The organism is Streptomyces sp. NBC_00076 (genome assembly GCF_045041235.1).
Classification (GTDB): domain Bacteria; phylum Actinomycetota; class Actinomycetes; order Streptomycetales; family Streptomycetaceae; genus Streptomyces.
This window is the reverse complement of the sequence record NZ_CP108242.1, coordinates 3,511,554-3,526,194: the sequence shown is the minus strand read 5'-3', so window position 1 is coordinate 3,526,194 and position 14,641 is coordinate 3,511,554. Positions and strand designations below refer to the sequence as shown.

12 protein-coding genes and 1 pseudogene are annotated in these 14,641 nt (G+C 72.0%); 7 read left to right on the top strand and 6 right to left on the bottom strand.

Features of this window, described 5'->3' with window-relative positions; genetic code table 11:
- Positions 1-163 precede the first annotated feature (163 nt).
- Positions 164-1,096: an NAD(P)-dependent oxidoreductase gene (locus tag OHA64_RS16100; RefSeq protein WP_405613498.1), complete on the bottom strand. Its 933-nt coding sequence runs from the start codon at positions 1,094-1,096 to the stop codon at positions 164-166.
- Between the two features lie 97 nt (positions 1,097-1,193).
- Between OHA64_RS16100 and OHA64_RS16095 the strand changes: the two genes are divergently transcribed.
- Positions 1,194-1,583, top strand: a complete 390-nt coding sequence (locus OHA64_RS16095; RefSeq protein WP_405613497.1) for a winged helix-turn-helix transcriptional regulator — start codon at positions 1,194-1,196, stop codon at positions 1,581-1,583.
- Here OHA64_RS16095 and OHA64_RS16090 read toward each other — a convergent pair.
- Entirely contained in the window at positions 1,521-2,162 is a 642-nt protein-coding gene (locus OHA64_RS16090) for a class F sortase (RefSeq protein WP_405613495.1), read from the bottom strand. The genes OHA64_RS16095 and OHA64_RS16090 overlap by 63 nt on opposite strands.
- Before the next feature lie 152 nt (positions 2,163-2,314).
- Positions 2,315-2,836, bottom strand: coding sequence for a hypothetical protein (locus OHA64_RS16085; RefSeq protein ID WP_405613493.1), 522 nt, complete (start codon positions 2,834-2,836; stop codon positions 2,315-2,317).
- A gap of 365 nt (positions 2,837-3,201) precedes the next feature.
- On the opposite strand from OHA64_RS16085, the pseudogene OHA64_RS16080 reads away from it, so the two are divergent.
- Both OHA64_RS16080 and OHA64_RS16075 read left to right on the top strand, forming a co-directional pair.
- Positions 3,202-3,395, top strand: a pseudogene (locus OHA64_RS16080) (hypothetical protein); the annotation flags it as partial.
- A gap of 599 nt (positions 3,396-3,994) precedes the next feature.
- On the top strand, positions 3,995-5,215 hold the full coding sequence (locus OHA64_RS16075; RefSeq protein ID WP_405623995.1) for an RNA-guided endonuclease InsQ/TnpB family protein: 1,221 nt from the start codon (positions 3,995-3,997) through the stop codon (positions 5,213-5,215).
- A 34-nt stretch (positions 5,216-5,249) separates the two neighbouring features.
- Here the strand turns inward: OHA64_RS16075 and OHA64_RS16070 are convergent, their stop codons facing one another.
- Entirely contained in the window at positions 5,250-6,899 is a 1,650-nt protein-coding gene (locus OHA64_RS16070; protein ID WP_405613491.1) for a M4 family metallopeptidase, read from the bottom strand.
- Between the two features lie 228 nt (positions 6,900-7,127).
- Here OHA64_RS16070 and OHA64_RS16065 point away from each other — a divergent pair, with 228 nt between their 5' ends.
- Positions 7,128-7,547 (top strand): gamma-glutamylcyclotransferase family protein, encoded by a 420-nt coding sequence (locus OHA64_RS16065; protein ID WP_405613489.1) that lies wholly within the window; start codon positions 7,128-7,130, stop codon positions 7,545-7,547.
- A 92-nt stretch (positions 7,548-7,639) separates the two neighbouring features.
- Here OHA64_RS16065 and OHA64_RS16060 read toward each other — a convergent pair whose 3' ends face one another.
- The gene (locus OHA64_RS16060) at positions 7,640-9,877 is read right to left on the bottom strand and encodes a molybdopterin oxidoreductase family protein (RefSeq protein ID WP_405613487.1); all 2,238 of its coding nucleotides are present in this window, start codon (positions 9,875-9,877) and stop codon (positions 7,640-7,642) included.
- Between the two features lie 384 nt (positions 9,878-10,261).
- On the opposite strand from OHA64_RS16060, the gene OHA64_RS16055 reads away from it, so the two are divergent.
- From OHA64_RS16055 to OHA64_RS16045, 3 genes are read left to right on the top strand one after another with little or no spacing between them, the layout of a single operon-like run.
- The gene (locus OHA64_RS16055) at positions 10,262-11,809 is read left to right on the top strand and encodes an amino acid adenylation domain-containing protein (protein ID WP_405613485.1); all 1,548 of its coding nucleotides are present in this window, start codon (positions 10,262-10,264) and stop codon (positions 11,807-11,809) included.
- Entirely contained in the window at positions 11,806-13,065 is a 1,260-nt protein-coding gene (locus OHA64_RS16050) for a hypothetical protein (RefSeq protein ID WP_405613483.1), read from the top strand. Before OHA64_RS16055 ends, OHA64_RS16050 begins: the two co-directional genes overlap by 4 nt.
- Before the next feature lie 52 nt (positions 13,066-13,117).
- Positions 13,118-13,885: an enoyl-CoA hydratase-related protein gene (locus tag OHA64_RS16045; RefSeq protein ID WP_405613481.1), complete on the top strand. Its 768-nt coding sequence runs from the start codon at positions 13,118-13,120 to the stop codon at positions 13,883-13,885.
- 61 nt (positions 13,886-13,946) lie between these two features.
- Here OHA64_RS16045 and OHA64_RS16040 read toward each other — a convergent pair whose 3' ends face one another.
- A complete protein-coding gene (locus OHA64_RS16040) occupies positions 13,947-14,633 on the bottom strand; it encodes a vancomycin high temperature exclusion protein (protein WP_405613479.1) in 687 nt (228 codons plus the stop codon).
- Positions 14,634-14,641: the final 8 nt, after the last annotated feature.

Sequence of the window (14,641 nt, the reverse complement as noted above, 5' to 3'; positions counted from 1 at the left end):
GGAACGCTGCCCTCAGCGGGGACGGGGGGCGGGTGTGAGGGTTCGGAGCGGGCGGTGGGGGAGCACTGTGAGACGCGCGGTCCTCGCACACCGCCACCTAGGATGCGCTCATGACGCACGCCGGACGCACGCACGACGCACGGAGGACACACGGAGGACGCGCCTAGGGCAGCTCCTGGGGCTTTCCCGAGGTGAGCAGCAGATCGACCAGGCCCGTGGTGTCCTCGTCGCCGTGACCCTCCGCCAGGCGCCGCTCCATCAGCGCCATGTACGGCGTCAGCAGCTCGGCGCTCACGCCCTGTTCCTCGGCCGTGCGCAGCAGGGTCGCGTTGCCGGCGACCTGCATGGCGAGGTTGGAGACGACGTCCTTGGTGTGGTCACCGCTGTCCAGCCGTTCGGCGGCCCCGTGCGCCATGGGCGCCATCGCGGTGAGCCACGACACGAGCAGCGGCGCGAAGTCCTTCGGGGCGATGTCCTCCCGGCGGATCAGCGCGAAGGCGTGGGTGATGCCCGCGAACATCCCGTTCATCGCGCTCAGCAGCGCCACGTCGTGCAGCGCGGCGAACCCCGGGTCCGCGCCGACGTAGGTGGCCCGGGCGGGGACCGCGAGCGTGTCCCGGTGCTCCTCGAAGAGCGCGGCGGAACCGCTGTGGAAGACGTACGCCCCGGAGCCCGCGGCCCCGATCATCGGCGGTACGGCCATGATCCCGCCGTCCAGGAAACGGGCCCCGCGAGCCTCGGCCCACGCGGCCCGGTCCCGTCCCTGGGCGGGTGTCCCGGTGGTCAGGTCCACCAGGTCCCGGCCGGTGAGGTCGGCCGCGTCGAGGGCCTCGCGGACAGAGGCGTCGTCGAGGAGGCAGGCGACCACCAGCCGGTTCGCGGCCACCGCGGCGGCGGCGCTCGGGGCGACGGTCGCGCCCTCGGCGGCCAGGGCCTCCGCGCGGGCGGGGGTGCGGTTCCAGACCGTCACGGGGTGGCCGGCGGCGAGCCAGGCGCGGGCGAGGGCGGTGCCCATCGCGCCGGTACCGAGGAGGGTCAGGGGAGCGAGGGGAGCGGACGGGGAAGGCGTGCGCGGGGCAAGTGCGTTGTCAGTCATGGCGATTAGGCTCGTCGCAGGGCAACGGCCTGCTCAAGTACGTACTTGAGAGTGGGTGGTTACCACCGGGAAAGGGTCCAGGCGGGGGAGGGGCGGCATGACGACCGTACGACGGCCGGGGGCGTACGTCTGCGGGATCGACGCGGCGATGGACGTGATCGGCGGCAAGTGGAAGGTGCTCATCCTGTGGGCGCTGAACGTCAGGCCGTGCCGCTTCGGCGAGCTGCGCAGAGAGCTGCCCGGCGTGACGGAGAAGGTCCTCGCGGCACAGCTGCGGGAGTTGGAGGCGGACGGCATCGTGCACCGGGAGGCATACGACGAGGTACCGCCGCGGGTGGAGTACTCGCTCACGCCCCTGGGGATCTCCCTGAACGAGGCCCTGGGGCCGCTGGGCGCCTGGGGACGGGTGAACCTGCTGGCAGGCTCAGCGACTGCCCGTGAGGTGCGCGAAGACGACGACGTTCCCCTGATAGCCGGTGCTCCGTGAGTAGCCGCCACCGCAGGTGATCACCCGCAGCTCGGGCCGCGCGGCGGCGCCGTACACCCGCACGTCCGGGAAGCTCCTCGCCTCGTAGGCCTCCACCGCGTCCACGGTGAAGACGGCGACCGTGCCGTCCCGCCGGTCGACCTCGACGGTGGCGCCCTTCTTCAGCGCACCGAGGTCGTAGAACACCGCGGGACCGTCGGCGTTGTCGACGTGCCCGGCCACGATCGCGGTGCCCGTCTCCCCGGGGGTGGTGCCGGCCTCGTACCAGCCGGCGAGGTTCTCGCGCGCGGCGGGCGGGACGTCGAGACTGCCGGCCGGGGTGAGACCGAGGCCCGTCAGGGGCGCGTTCACCCGGATCGAGGGGATGCGGATCCGGTCGGGCGCGGAGGCCGGCAGCGCGGGCGCGCCCGGCGCCGCGGACCGCCGCGTGTCCTGCCCGGTGTCGCGGCCCGCGTGCGCCTGCGCGGCGGACGGCTGCGGCGGCGCGTGTGTCTCGGCGCCGCTGCGCAGCAGCCAGGCCCCGGTGCAGAGGGCCGTCGCGCTGACGGCCGCTATGGTGACGTTCCCGACCCTGCGCATGACGCTCGACCTCTCTTCTGGCCGGGGCCCCGTTCTCTCCTTGCCGGGTCCCTCTACTGGGGTCCCCGTTCCCCCTCCGGGCCGCGAGGGGCGACGGACCCGGAGGGGGAGGGGACACGCGGTACCGGCGGACGGACAGCGGAGGGTGTCCGTCAGATCCCGTCGCCTCTCGCCCGGCGATGCAGGAGCCAGGTACCGCCCGCGGCGGCGACGGCGAGAGCCGCCACACCGGCCGCGGTCTGCACGGGATCGGGGCCAAGTGCGCCGCCGACCCCCGTCTTCACACTTCCCCGCGGATACACCTGCTCGCGCTGGGACGTCAGCGTGACGACCAGGTCACCGGTCACCCGCCGGCCGCTCCCCGCACAGGTCGCGACGATCTCGTAGGTCCCCGGCTGCGCGCTCGGCGGCACTCGGAACCGCCCGATCGCCTCACCCTCGTCGGCGCCGGGCGCCAGCGTGAAGACACCGGCGCCCACCGCTCCGGCGTCGCCCGCCGCGGTACCGACGTGCCCGCAGGACGACGTGGTCACCGTGGCCTGCCCGCCCGGCACGACCGAGGACGGGGACACCTCCAGGCCGGCGGTGTCGCCGCCGTACGCGGGTACGGCGGCGAGGCCCGCGGCGGCCGCGGCGAGCGCGGCTGCGGTCAGCGGGCGGGCGGTGCGTCGCATGCTGCTCCCTCGAGCGGTTTCGGTGGTGACTGCCCTTCCGAGGTAAATGGCAGGGAGCCGGAACCGCTTCCTGAGGGAGCGTCAGGATTGGGATGAATGGGTGTCAGCAAGCGGGCGCCGAGGCCGGAGACGCCCGGCATTTCGGCTGGTCACCGGGGTCTGGGGGAGGTGAGCGAAAGAGGCTCCGAAGGGCGGAGGAGCGGGGGTGTGAACGGGTGACGGCGGCGTCTGGTGACCCCTGACGGCCGTGCCGTGACCGGACGATCGCGCCCTGGGCCGCGCCCGGGGGCGCACAGCTGTCCTCGGGCGGAGACCCTGAGCACGTGAAGTCCCCGCCCGCAACCGAGCCCCAGGAGTCCTGGCCCATGCCGCGCACCACCCCGCTCCGCCCCGTCGACGTAGAAGCGGCCTTTCCCGAACTGGCCACGAAGCGCCGGACCGCCTCCTGGCTGCACTCGAGGCGCGGCCCCCCACGGCAGGCGACAGTTCGGTCGGCGGACCGATGCTGTGGCCCGCAGACGAGCCATGGCCGATGTGCACCATCCCCCACAAGCGATCCGGCGGCTACCGTTACACCGAGGTGGTGGGACAGCGGGAGCTCCTGGAGCAAGTCTGGCGGCGCGACCCGCGCTCCGGACCGACCGCCGCAGAGATCGAGATCATCGACGGCTTCAAACGCGGCCGGCACGCCCCGCATCTGCGCGTGCGGAACGGAAGTCACCCCGCTCCTGACAGTGGACCAACGCGAATGGGACCCCGGTACCACCAGTTGGATCCCTTACGAGGACCAGCGGGACTGCCGCGTCTCAGGCGCCAGCGTCCCTCCCGATGTCTCCCCGGTCCGCGGTCCTCTGATCATCGCCGTCTGCCCACGCGACCCGGACCATTCGCTCGGCCTCGTTACTCAGTGAGCCGCGCCCGACACGCCTCGGTAATCGCATCCTGGTGTCGCGATGCAGAGCGTCGCTGCCCGGTTCAGGGCGCGGAGCGCCCGTACCGCTGTCGGGATCGCCAAGGTGACGCGAACACGCGTGTGTGCGGTAGCTGATTGGGGTGGTGGCTGTGAGTTTGGGGTGCGTGTGTGCGGCTGTCGTACATACGGTCCTTCGCAGGGTTCGGGACGGCATGTCGTCCCGGCCGGGAATCGCGAGGGGCGAGATGGTGCAGGTGGGGGTGGTTACGGATGCCGGGCATGCCCGGTACACGTACCGGCTGCGTGTGTCGTCCACGGCTGGCACCGCCCTGGTGGCGGAGTGGGGCCGGTGCCGCTGGGTGTGGAACGAGTGTGTCGCCAAGTCCAGGGCTGTACACCTGCACAACAAGGCGGCCGGGAAGAAACAGACGTGCGGTCCGGCGCAGCTCGACAGGATGCTGACCGAGGCCCGCGCCCGTACGCCGTGGCTGCGTGAGGGCTCATCGGTTGTCCAGCAGCAGGTCATCCGCGACTTCGGCCGTTCACGTGCCAAGGCGCACAAGGACCTCCGCGAGCGCGTGCCCATGGCGCGCCGGGCGGGGATGCCGAAGTGGAAGACCAAACGCGAGGCGCTGGCGACCCTCAACTACACCAAGCGCGGCTTCCGGCTGAAGGACGGCCGGCTGCACCTGGCCGGCGGCATCGTGGTGAGGGTGGTGTGGTCGCGGGACCTGCCGGGGGAGCCGTCCTCGGTGCGTCTGTACCAGGACAGTCTCGGGCACTGGTACGCCTCGTTCGTCGTCCCCGCCCCGGTCCAGCCCCTGCCGGAGACCGGTCGCGTGCTCGGTGTCGACTGGGGTGTGAAGGCGACCGCGACCACCACCTCCGACGCGTACGACCTGCCGCACCCTGGGCACGGCAGGAAGGCCCGGGCCAAGCTGACCCGGTACGACCGGATGATGGCCCGCCGCAAGCCGAAGAGGGGACAACCCGGATCGAAGGGCTACCGCGAGGCGAAGAGACTGCGGGCGAAGGCGTACAAGAAGGTCGCCAGGCAGCGTGCGGACACCGGCCGTAAGTGGGCCAAGAAGGCGGTCCGCGACCACGACGCCATCGCTGTGGAGGACTTCCGCCCGAAGTTCCTTGCCAGGACCACCATGGCCCGCAAGGCCGCTGACGCCGCCATCGGCGCCACCAAGGCCGCTCTGCTGGAGATGGGCCGCAAGCACGGGCGGGACATCCGCCTGGTCCACCCCGCGCACACCACGATGGACTGCGCGCACTGCGATGCGAGAGCCAAGCACGCTTTGCCGCTGGGTGAGCGCACCTACACCTGCACCACGTGCGGAGCCGTGTCCCCACGGGACAAGAACTCCGCACGCGTGATGCTCGTCCGGGCTGGTCTCAACCCGGCTGGTGCCGATGGCGGAAGACCTCCTGGAGCGCTGCTCCAGGAGGCGGCCTGAGCCAGGAATCCCCTCCCTTCAGGGAGGGGAGGATTCAATTCACGTTGACCGCGGTCCAGGCCGCCGCCACCGCGTTGTACTCCGTGCTCCCGGCCCCGTAGAGGTCCTTCGCCGCGTTCAGGGTCGCCGTGCGGGCGCCCGCGTAGTTCGTCGACGACGTCATGTAGACCGTCAGCGCCCGGTACCAGATGGCGCCCAGCTTGTCCCGGCCGATCCCCGTCACCTTCGAGCCGTCGTAGGTGGGGGAGTCGTAGCTGACGCCGTTGATGGTCTTGGCGCCGCTTCCCTCGGCCAGCAGGTACGCGAAGTGGTTCGCGACTCCGGACGAGTAGTGGACGTCGAGGTCTTTGAGGGAACTGCTCCAGTAGTCCACCGAGTCGCCGTCCTCGGACGGCTTGTCCATGCGGCGCAGGGCGTCCCGGCCGAAGGCCGAGCGGACGACCTTCTCGCCGATCAGGTAGTCGCCCGGGTCGGAGGAGTTGTCGGCGTGGAACTCCACCAGGGTGCCGAAGATGTCGGACGTGGCCTCGTTCAGGCCGCCCGACTCGCCCGAGTACGTCAGCGCCGCCGTCTTCGACGTCACGCCGTGGGACATCTCGTGCCCGGCCACGTCCAGTGACACCAGCGGACCGAATGTCACGCCGTCACCGTCGCCGTACGTCATGCAGAAGCAAGTGTCGTCCCAGAACGCGTTGTCGTAGCTGTTGCCGTAGTGCACCCGGTTGTACGAGCCCTTGCCGTCACCCGCGATGCCGTTACGGCCGTGGACGTCCTTGTAGTAGTCCCAGGTCTGGTCCGTGCCGTACTGCGCGTCCACCGCGGCCGAGGCGCGGTCGGCGGCCGTGCCCGTGCCCCAGTGGTTGTCGGCGTCGGTGAAGACCGTCGAGGGGGCCTGGCTCAGGCAGACCGTCAGGACGCACAGGTCGGTCTGGTTCGCCGCGTCCCCGGTGTACGTGTTCCCGCGCGTCGGGTCCTTCAGCTGGTACGTCGATCCCGAGGGCGTCGTCTGCAGCGGAACCGTGCCGCCGTACAGGGACTTGCCGTCGCCCGACGCCGTCTCGATGATGCTCCAGGCGTCGATCTGGGTGCCGGTCCCGGCGTCCGTCAGGATCGTCCGCGCGGCGGGGTTGCCGAGGGAGTCCTGCGCGACGGCGTTCGTCCGCCATGCCAGCTTCGGGGTGCCGTGCAGGGTGTCGACGACCAGCTGCGACTTGGCGGTGATCCTGCGCAGGGTCTCGCCGAGGTTGGCGGCGCGCAACGCCTTCACCGCGAGGTCGGCGGCCTTCGGCGCGGACAGCTTCGGTGTGACACTCGCGAGCGAGAGCACGCCCTTCGTGGCGAGGCTGGCGCTGCGGTAGCTGCCGTCGGGGGCCAGATGGACCACGAAGTCACCGCCGAGAACGGGCAGTTGGTGGTACGTACGGTCGTAGCGGACGTGTTGCGTGCCGTCCGCGTCGACCACGACGTCCCGGACGGTCGTGTCCTGCGCGTCGGTGAGACCCAGGGCCGCGGCCCGGTCCGTGAGCACCGACGCCGCGTTCTCGATCGCCAAGGCCCGGGTCGGCCGGTCGGCCGCGTCGGCGACGGGGCTGAGTGCGGTGGCCAGCAGGGTGGCGGTGGTGGCGGCTGCGCCGGCGGTGGCGAGACGACGGGAACCTCGGACGTACGGCCGTATCCGGCTCATAGGTCTCCTAGGAAATGCGCCTGAGAGGGCGTGAGGGCGTGAGGGCGTGAAGGCGGCGCGTGGGGGTGGCGCGAGACGTGGGGGCGCGACGGGGCATGGGATGGCGCGGGGCGTGGGGTGGCGCGTGACGTGGGGGGTTCGAAGATCTTGAGCAAAATTCAAGGCGCCATAGACATGCCATGTCTATGGCGCTGATGCGCAGGTGTGTGAGGACTGAGAATCGTTTCTGTGAGCGCCCAGAAACTGCCCTTCTTCGTCTACGGGACCCTCCGCCCCGGCGAGCCCAATCACGACCTCTTCCTGCGCGGCCGCACCCGGTCCGAGGAGCCGGGCCGGCTCAACGGCGCGGTCCTGTACGAGGGACCCGGCTACCCGTACGCCGTCGAGGAACACGGGGGAGTGGTGTACGGCGAGGTCGTCACCGCGCTGCCCGAGGCGTACGGGGAGTTGCTGGTCGCGCTGGACCGGCTGGAGGAGTACGCGCCGGGGGATCCGCGCAACTTCTACGAACGAGTGGAGCGCGAGGTGGTCCTCGACGGCGACGGGCGGGCCGTACCGGCATGGGTGTACGTCGCCGCGCCCTCCGTCGCCGTAGGTCTGCGCGCCCGGGGGAAGGTGATCGGGAGCGGCGACTGGTCCGCCGTGTGAGCCGGAGCGGCCCCGCGAGTCCCGCATCCCTCGGCGCCTACGACGTCACCGCCTTCGCCGGCCCGGCCCAACCCCGCCCGGCACAGCCCCGCCTACGACTCCACCGCCTCCAGTCGCACCGCGCACGCCTTGAACTCCGGCATGCGTGACGTCGGGTCGAGCGCCGGGTTGGTGAGGGTGTTGGCGCGGCCCTCGCCGGGCCAGTGGAAGGGCATGAACACGGTGTCCGGGCGGATCGTGGTCGTGATCCGGGCCGGCGCCACCGCCCGGCCCCGCCGGGACACGACGGCCACCGGGTCGCCCTCGGCGGCACCGAGCCGCTCCGCGAGCCGTGGGTGCAGTTCGACGAACGGACCGGGCGCGGCGGCGTTCAGCTCGTCGACGCGGCGGGTCTGGGCGCCGGACTGGTACTGGGCCACGACCCGCCCGGTCGTCAGCAGCACCGGGTACTCGTCGTCGGGTTCCTCGGCGATCGCCCGATGCGAGACGGCGACGAAACGGGCCCGGCCGTCAGGGGTGGCGAAACGGTCGAGGAAGAGGCGGGGGGTGCCGGGGTGCGGTCCGTCGAGGGCGTCGTCGCCCGGCGCCGCGTCACCGCTTCCGGGCGTCCGCATGGGGGCGGCCCCGGCGTCGGGCGAGGCACCCACCGCGTCGGGCGAGGCACCCGCGTCGGGTGAGGCGCCCCCGGAGCCTGCCCCGTCCCCGTTCCCGCTGCTGTCCCCGTCCGTCGCCGGACACGGCCAGAACACGCCGTTCTCCTCAACCAGTCGGCGATAGGTGATCCCGGAGTAGTCCGCCGGTCCGCCCGCGCTGGCCCGACGCAGCTCCTCGAAGACCTCCTCGGGGTCGGTCGGGAAGCCCTTCTCCACGCCGAGACGGGCGGCCAGTTCGTGCATGACCCGCAGATCGCTGCGGATGTTCTCGGGCGGGGTGATCGCCTGCCGGCGCAGCAGCACCCTGCCCTCCAGGTTGGTGGTGGTGCCCGTCTCCTCCGCCCACTGGGTGACCGGCAGCACGACGTCCGCGAGTTCGGCGGTCTCCGAGAGCACCACGTCACAGACGGCCAGGAAGTCCAGCGACCGCAGACGCTCCTCGATGTGCGCGGCGCGCGGCGCCGACACCACCGGGTTCGACGCCATCAGCAGCAGCGACCTGATGTCGGTGCCGAGCGCGTCCAGCAGCTCGTACGCGCTGCGCCCGGGCCCGGGCAGCGAGTCGGGGTCCACTCCCCACACCTCGGCGACATGCCGCCGCGCCGCCGGATCGTCCAGCTTGCGGTAGCCGGGCAACTGGTCGGCCTTCTGGCCGTGTTCGCGCCCGCCCTGCCCGTTGCCCTGCCCGGTCAGGCATCCGTACCCGGACAGCGGTCGCCCCGCGCGGCCGGTCGCCAGGCACAGGTTGATCCACGCGCCCACGGTGTCCGTGCCCTTGGACTGCTGCTCGGGCCCGCGCGCGGTGAGCACCATCGCGTTCTCCGGCTCGCAGAACATCCTTACCGTTTCCCGGAGTTGGGGAACGGACACCCCGGTGATCCGTTCGACGTACTCCGGCCAGTGGGCCATCGCCGCCGCGCGGGCGTCCTCCCAGCCGACCGTGCGCTCGGCGACGTACGCCTCGTCGACCCGTCCCTCGGCGACGATCAGGTGCAGAAGTCCCAGCGCCAGCGCGAGATCCGTGCCCGGGCGGGGCGCCAGATGCAGGTCGGCCTGCTCGGCGGTCCGCGTGCGGCGCGGGTCGATGACGATCAGGGTGCCGCCGTTCTCCCGCAGCTCGCTGAAGAACCGCAGGGACGGCGGCATGGTCTCCGCGAGGTTGGAGCCGACGAGGATCACGCACCCCGTCCTCGGGATGTCCTCCAGCGGGAAGGGCAGCCCGCGGTCCAGCCCGAACGCCTTGATTCCCGCGGCCGCAGCCGACGACATGCAGAAACGGCCGTTGTAGTCGATCTGGGAGGTGCCCAGCACCACCCGCGCGAACTTGCCGAGCGTGTACGCCTTCTCGTTCGTCAGGCCGCCCCCGCCGAAGACCCCGCACGCGTCCGGGCCATGTTCCGTACGCGTGCGGGACAGCCCCTCGGCGATCCGGTCCAGCGCCTCGTCCCAGGTGGCGGGCACCAGCGTGCCGGCGGAGCGCACCAACGGGGTGGTCAGGCGAACGCTCGACGCCAGCACCGCCGGCGCGGTACGGCCCTTGCCGCACAGCGCACCCCGGTTCACCGGGAAATCCGTCCGCTCGCTGACCTCGACGGTCCCGTCCGGCGTGGGCGTCAGGTTCATCCCGCACTGCAGGGCGCAGTACGGGCAGTGCGTGGGCGTCACGGAGTTCTCCATGCCACTCAGCGTGCTTCGGGCGTGTTACGCGCCGGGCGGATCCGTGTTACGCGGCCGGGACGGCGACCTCCCCGCACCCCTCCGGGCGCCGTGAGGCGCACAGCGGCCCACCTCTGAGTCGTCGCAGTCCGATACGGAAGTTGCCTCTGTTGCGAAAGTCGGCTGATGTGGCTCATTTCATCCCATGTGTGTCCGGTCATGCCTTGTTGAGAGTTGAAGCTGAGCGGTCGCAGTCTGGTTTTCGCGCGCGACTCCGCACGGCGTTCGACACCCGGGCATCCCCAGCCGCTTCATCCCGGCTGCCTCCACATGTGGCCTTGCCGCGTGTGGCGGACCGTCACTCGAAACAGCCAGCAAGTCAGCCAGCCAGGAGGTCCCCCAACCATGCCCCTGCGCCATTTGACCCCTCGCGACCAGCACCTTTTCCGGCTCTACGGCCACGGACCCGCCGTCCCCGTCCCGGACCCCCTGATCCACCACGCCGTCGAACGCCAGGCCCTGGCGTCGCCCCACGCCGTGGCCGCCGAACACCTCGGCGCGACGATCACCTACGGCGAGCTGGACCGGTACGCGGACGCCCTCGCCGCCCGTCTCACCCGCGAGGGCGTCCGCCCCGGCGACCACGTCGGACTCTTCGTGCGCCGCTCGATCCCGATGCTCGTCGGCCTGCTCGGGATCCTGAAGGCGGGCGCCGCCTACGTTCCCCAGGACGTCGCCCTGGCACCCCCGGCCCAGCTCGCCCACGTCGTTCGCGCCGCCCGCACCGCAGTGGTCCTCACCCTCATGGAGCACGCCCACCGCGTACCGCGGACGCCCGGCCACCGCCTGATCGCGCTCGACGAGCCGATGCCGTACGTCCCCGCCCCCCGGCGCCCCACCGAGCCCCGTGTCACCCGCCCCGCCGTCCGCCCCGACGACGGCTGCTACGTGCTGTTCACGTCGGGCACCACCGGCCGCCCCAACGGCGTGAAGGTCACCCACCGCAACGTCGCCAACATCCTGCTCACCGAGCCCGGCGGCCTCGGCATCCGCCCCGGCGACCGCGTGGCGCAGCTGCTGAACATCGCCTTCGACATGGCCGCCTGGGAGATCCTCGGCTGCCTCGCCCACGGCGGCACCCTCGTGATCCGCGGCAAGGACATCGCGGCGACCGCCCGGACCGCCACCGTGCTGATCGCCACCCCGACCGTGTTGTCCGGCGTCGACCCCGCGAGCTGCCCGCGGGTGCGCACGGTCGCGGTCGCCGGGGAGCCCTGCCCGCGCCCGCTGGCCGACCGCTGGGCCCGGCGGGCGGCCTTCTTCAACTGCTGCGGCCCGACCGAGACGACGATCGTCAACACCATGAGCCGACACGATCCGGCCGCACCGCTGCTGACCATCGGCCGCCCGACCCCCAACAACACGGTGTACGTCCTCGACGCCGACCGCCGCCCCCTGCCCGTCGGCGAGGTCGGCGAGATGTGGGCGGGCGGTGACTGCGTCTCGGCCGGCTACCTGGGCGACGACCGACTGAACGCCGAGCGCTACGCCCTCGACCCCTTCCTCGGCGGCGACCACCGGATGTTCCGCACCCGCGACCTCGGCCGCTGGACCCCCGACGGTGACCTCGTACACCTCGGCCGCACCGACGACCAGGTCAAGGTGCGCGGCTTCCGCGTCGAACTCGACTCCGTCTCCTCGGTGCTGGAGTCGGTCGAGGGCTGTGTGCGCGCGGTGACCCTGAAACAGGACGCACGCACCCTGGTCTCCTTCGTCAGCCCGGCGGACGTCGACCCGGACGCGGCCCGCCGCGCGGTGGCCGACGCCCTTCCGTACTACTGCGTCCCGTCGAAGGTCCTGCCGCTCGCGTTCCTCCCCGAGACCGACCGCGGCAAGATCGACAAACCGGCCCTGCTGCGGCTGGTCGAGCGGCGTACGGCGGTGGCCCGGTGACCACGTCCCTCCGCCGGGAGACCGTCGACCTGCCGCCGCTCCTGCCCGCCCACCGCCGGCTGCTCAAGCACCCCCGCCTGATGCACCACAACCGGCTGGCGGGACTGGTGATCCTCGCCAACCTGGCGTTCTTGTACGCCGGTTGGCCGCTCACCACACCGACACTCGGTCACGCCTCGCTCGCCAACCTCGCCCTCGCGGTCGTGATCCGCCAGCAGTACGTCGTCAACGCGCTCTTCCGGCTGGCCACCCGGCCGCCGACCAGCTGGCCGCTGCGGGTCCGCTGGGCGCTGGGGAAGGTCTACCACTTCGGCGGACTCCATGTGGGTGGGGCGCTGGCCGGGGCGGGCTGGTTCCTGGCCCTGGCGGTCGCGGTGACGACGGACGGCGGCAACGGCCCGTTGATCGCCGTCAGTTGGACCCTGGTCGCCCTGCTGGCCGTCATCGTGGCCACGGCTCTGCCGCCCTTCCGCTCCCGCCACCACGACCATTTCGAGAAGATCCACCGCTTCGGCGGCTGGACGGCCCTCGCCCTCTTCTGGACGCACACCCTGCTGTCCACCCCGGGCCCGGTGCCGCTCGCCGTCCTCGCCGTCGTCACCTTCAGCGTCGCCCTGCCCTGGCTGCGGCTGCGCAAGGTCGACGTACGCGTCGAACGGCCCTCGCCCCACGTCGTACTGGCCCGCTTCGACTACGGCGAGACACCCTTCGCGGGCTCCTCCACCGCCGTCAGCCGCAGCCCGTTGAAGGAGTGGCACTCCTTCGCCAACGTCCCCTCGCCCGGCGAGTCCGGCTTCCGGCTCACCATCTCCCGGGCCGGCGACTGGACGGGCTCGTTCATCGACGACATGCCCGCACGGGTGTGGGTGAAGGGCATCACCACGGCCGGGGTCGCCAACATCGAGACACTGTTCACCAAGGTGGTCTACGTGGCCACGGGCAGCGGCATCGGCCCCTGCCTGCCCCACCTGCTGGCCTGCGAGGTCCCCTCCCGCCTGGTCTGGGCGACCCGCGACCCCCGCACGACCTACGGCGACGCCCTCGTCGACGAGATCCTCGCCGTCCAGCCGGACGCCCTCGTCTGGGACACCTCCCGGCACGGCAAGCCCGACATGGTCCGCCTCGCGTACGACGCGTACCGCGACTTCGGCGCCGAGGCGGTGATCTGCATCTCCAACAAGAAGCTGACCTGGCAGGTGGTGCACGGCCTGGAGCGACGCGGGATACCGGCGTACGGCGCGATCTGGGACTCGTAGACCGGCGGCACCCCGGCATCACGGCACCCCGAACCCCGGAAAGGGGACACCGATGAACACCCTGAAAGTCGAACGCCACGACCGCGTGGTGACCGTACGGCTGCACCGCCCGCACGTCCGTAACGCGCTCAGCGGCGAGCTCCTCGCCGAACTCCTCTACGTCCTGCGCCCGTTGGACGCGGACCCCGAGGTCGGCTGCCTCGTCGTCACCGGCTCGGAGCAGGTCTTCGCGGCCGGCGCCGACATCAAGGAGATGGCGCCGAAGACGGCCCTGGAGATGGCGGCCGAGGACTACTTCGCCGCCTGGGAGGAGTTCGCGGACCTGCGGACGCCGAAGATCGCCGCCGTCAACGGACCCGCTCTGGGCGGCGGTTGTGAACTGGCGATGATGTGCGACCTCGTGATCGCGGGGGAGTCGGCGGTCTTCGGCCAGCCGGAGATCAGGCTGGGCGTGATCCCCGGCATCGGCGGTACCCAGCGCCTGACCCGGCTGATCGGCCGGGCCAGGGCGATGGACCTGGTCCTCACCGGCCGCACGATGGACGCCCGGGAGGCGGAGTCCGCCGGACTGGTCTCCCGGGTCGTGCCCGACGCGCGGGTCCTCCCGGAGGCCCTGGCCGCCGCCGCGACGATCGCCTCGTACAGCCGTACGGCGGTCAGGGCGGCCCGCGACTGCGTCGACCGCGCCCTGGAGACCGGGCTGCGCGACGGCATCCGCTACGAACGCCGGGTCTTCCACGCCCTGTTCGCGACCGAGGACCAGAAGGAGGGCATGGGCGCGTTCCTGGAGAAACGAGCCCCCCGCTTCACCGGCCGGTGACGGCACCCGCGGGGGCGGGGAGTCCGGCCTCGCCCCCGCCCCTCGGCGTGCCCCCGCTCCGTCAGCGCGCCGCCGCCAAGGCCCGGCCGACGCCGGGCTCCTTCGGCCCCAGGAACCGGGGATCCGGCTCGAACACCGCGTCCAGGGCGGCCTTCCCCGCCGCGAAGATCTCCCGGGTGCCCCCGTAGTACCAGGTCACGTCGTGCTTGGCGGCGACCCCGATGCCGTACGCGTTCACACCCGCCGCCCGGCACAGCGCGAGCGCCCGTCGGATGTGGAAGTCCTGGCTGATCAGCACGGCCTCGTCGACGCCGAAGATCTTCTTCGCGCGGACGCAGGAGTCCCAGGTGTCGAAGCCCGCGTAGTCACTCACGATCCGCGTGTCCGGAACGCCGTGCCGCTTCAGATAGGCGCGCATCGCGTCGGGCTCGTCGTAGTCCTCGCGGCTGTTGTCGCCGGTGACCAGGACCACCTCGATCCGGCCCTCCCGGTACAGCTTCGCCGCCGCGTCCAGCCGATGGGCCAGATACGGCGAGGGCTCCCCGTCCCACAGACCGGCGCCGAAGACGACGGCGACCTCGGTGCGCGGCGCGTCGGCCGTGGTGCGCAGCCGGCCGTCCGTCGAGACGTACAGCCAGGTCGCCGGCAGCAGGGCCAGCACGCACCCCGCCATCACCGCCCGAACCAGCCGCCGCCGCCCGGCGAGGGTGCGCGGCAGACGGGGTCTTCGCAGCTTCGGCAGACGCATCGACGGTC

Coding starts and splice junctions, on each gene's coding strand:
- OHA64_RS16100 (WP_405613498.1), bottom strand. CDS start 1,096: ATGACTGACAACGCACTTGCCCCGCGCACGCCTTCCCCGTCCGCTCCC.
- OHA64_RS16095 (WP_405613497.1), top strand. CDS start 1,194: ATGACGACCGTACGACGGCCGGGGGCGTACGTCTGCGGGATCGACGCG.
- OHA64_RS16090 (WP_405613495.1), bottom strand. CDS start 2,162: ATGCGCAGGGTCGGGAACGTCACCATAGCGGCCGTCAGCGCGACGGCC.
- OHA64_RS16085 (WP_405613493.1), bottom strand. CDS start 2,836: ATGCGACGCACCGCCCGCCCGCTGACCGCAGCCGCGCTCGCCGCGGCC.
- OHA64_RS16075 (WP_405623995.1), top strand. CDS start 3,995: ATGGTGCAGGTGGGGGTGGTTACGGATGCCGGGCATGCCCGGTACACG.
- OHA64_RS16070 (WP_405613491.1), bottom strand. CDS start 6,899: ATGAGCCGGATACGGCCGTACGTCCGAGGTTCCCGTCGTCTCGCCACC.
- OHA64_RS16060 (WP_405613487.1), bottom strand. CDS start 9,877: ATGGAGAACTCCGTGACGCCCACGCACTGCCCGTACTGCGCCCTGCAG.
- OHA64_RS16055 (WP_405613485.1), top strand. CDS start 10,262: ATGCCCCTGCGCCATTTGACCCCTCGCGACCAGCACCTTTTCCGGCTC.
- OHA64_RS16045 (WP_405613481.1), top strand. CDS start 13,118: ATGAACACCCTGAAAGTCGAACGCCACGACCGCGTGGTGACCGTACGG.
- OHA64_RS16040 (WP_405613479.1), bottom strand. CDS start 14,633: ATGCGTCTGCCGAAGCTGCGAAGACCCCGTCTGCCGCGCACCCTCGCC.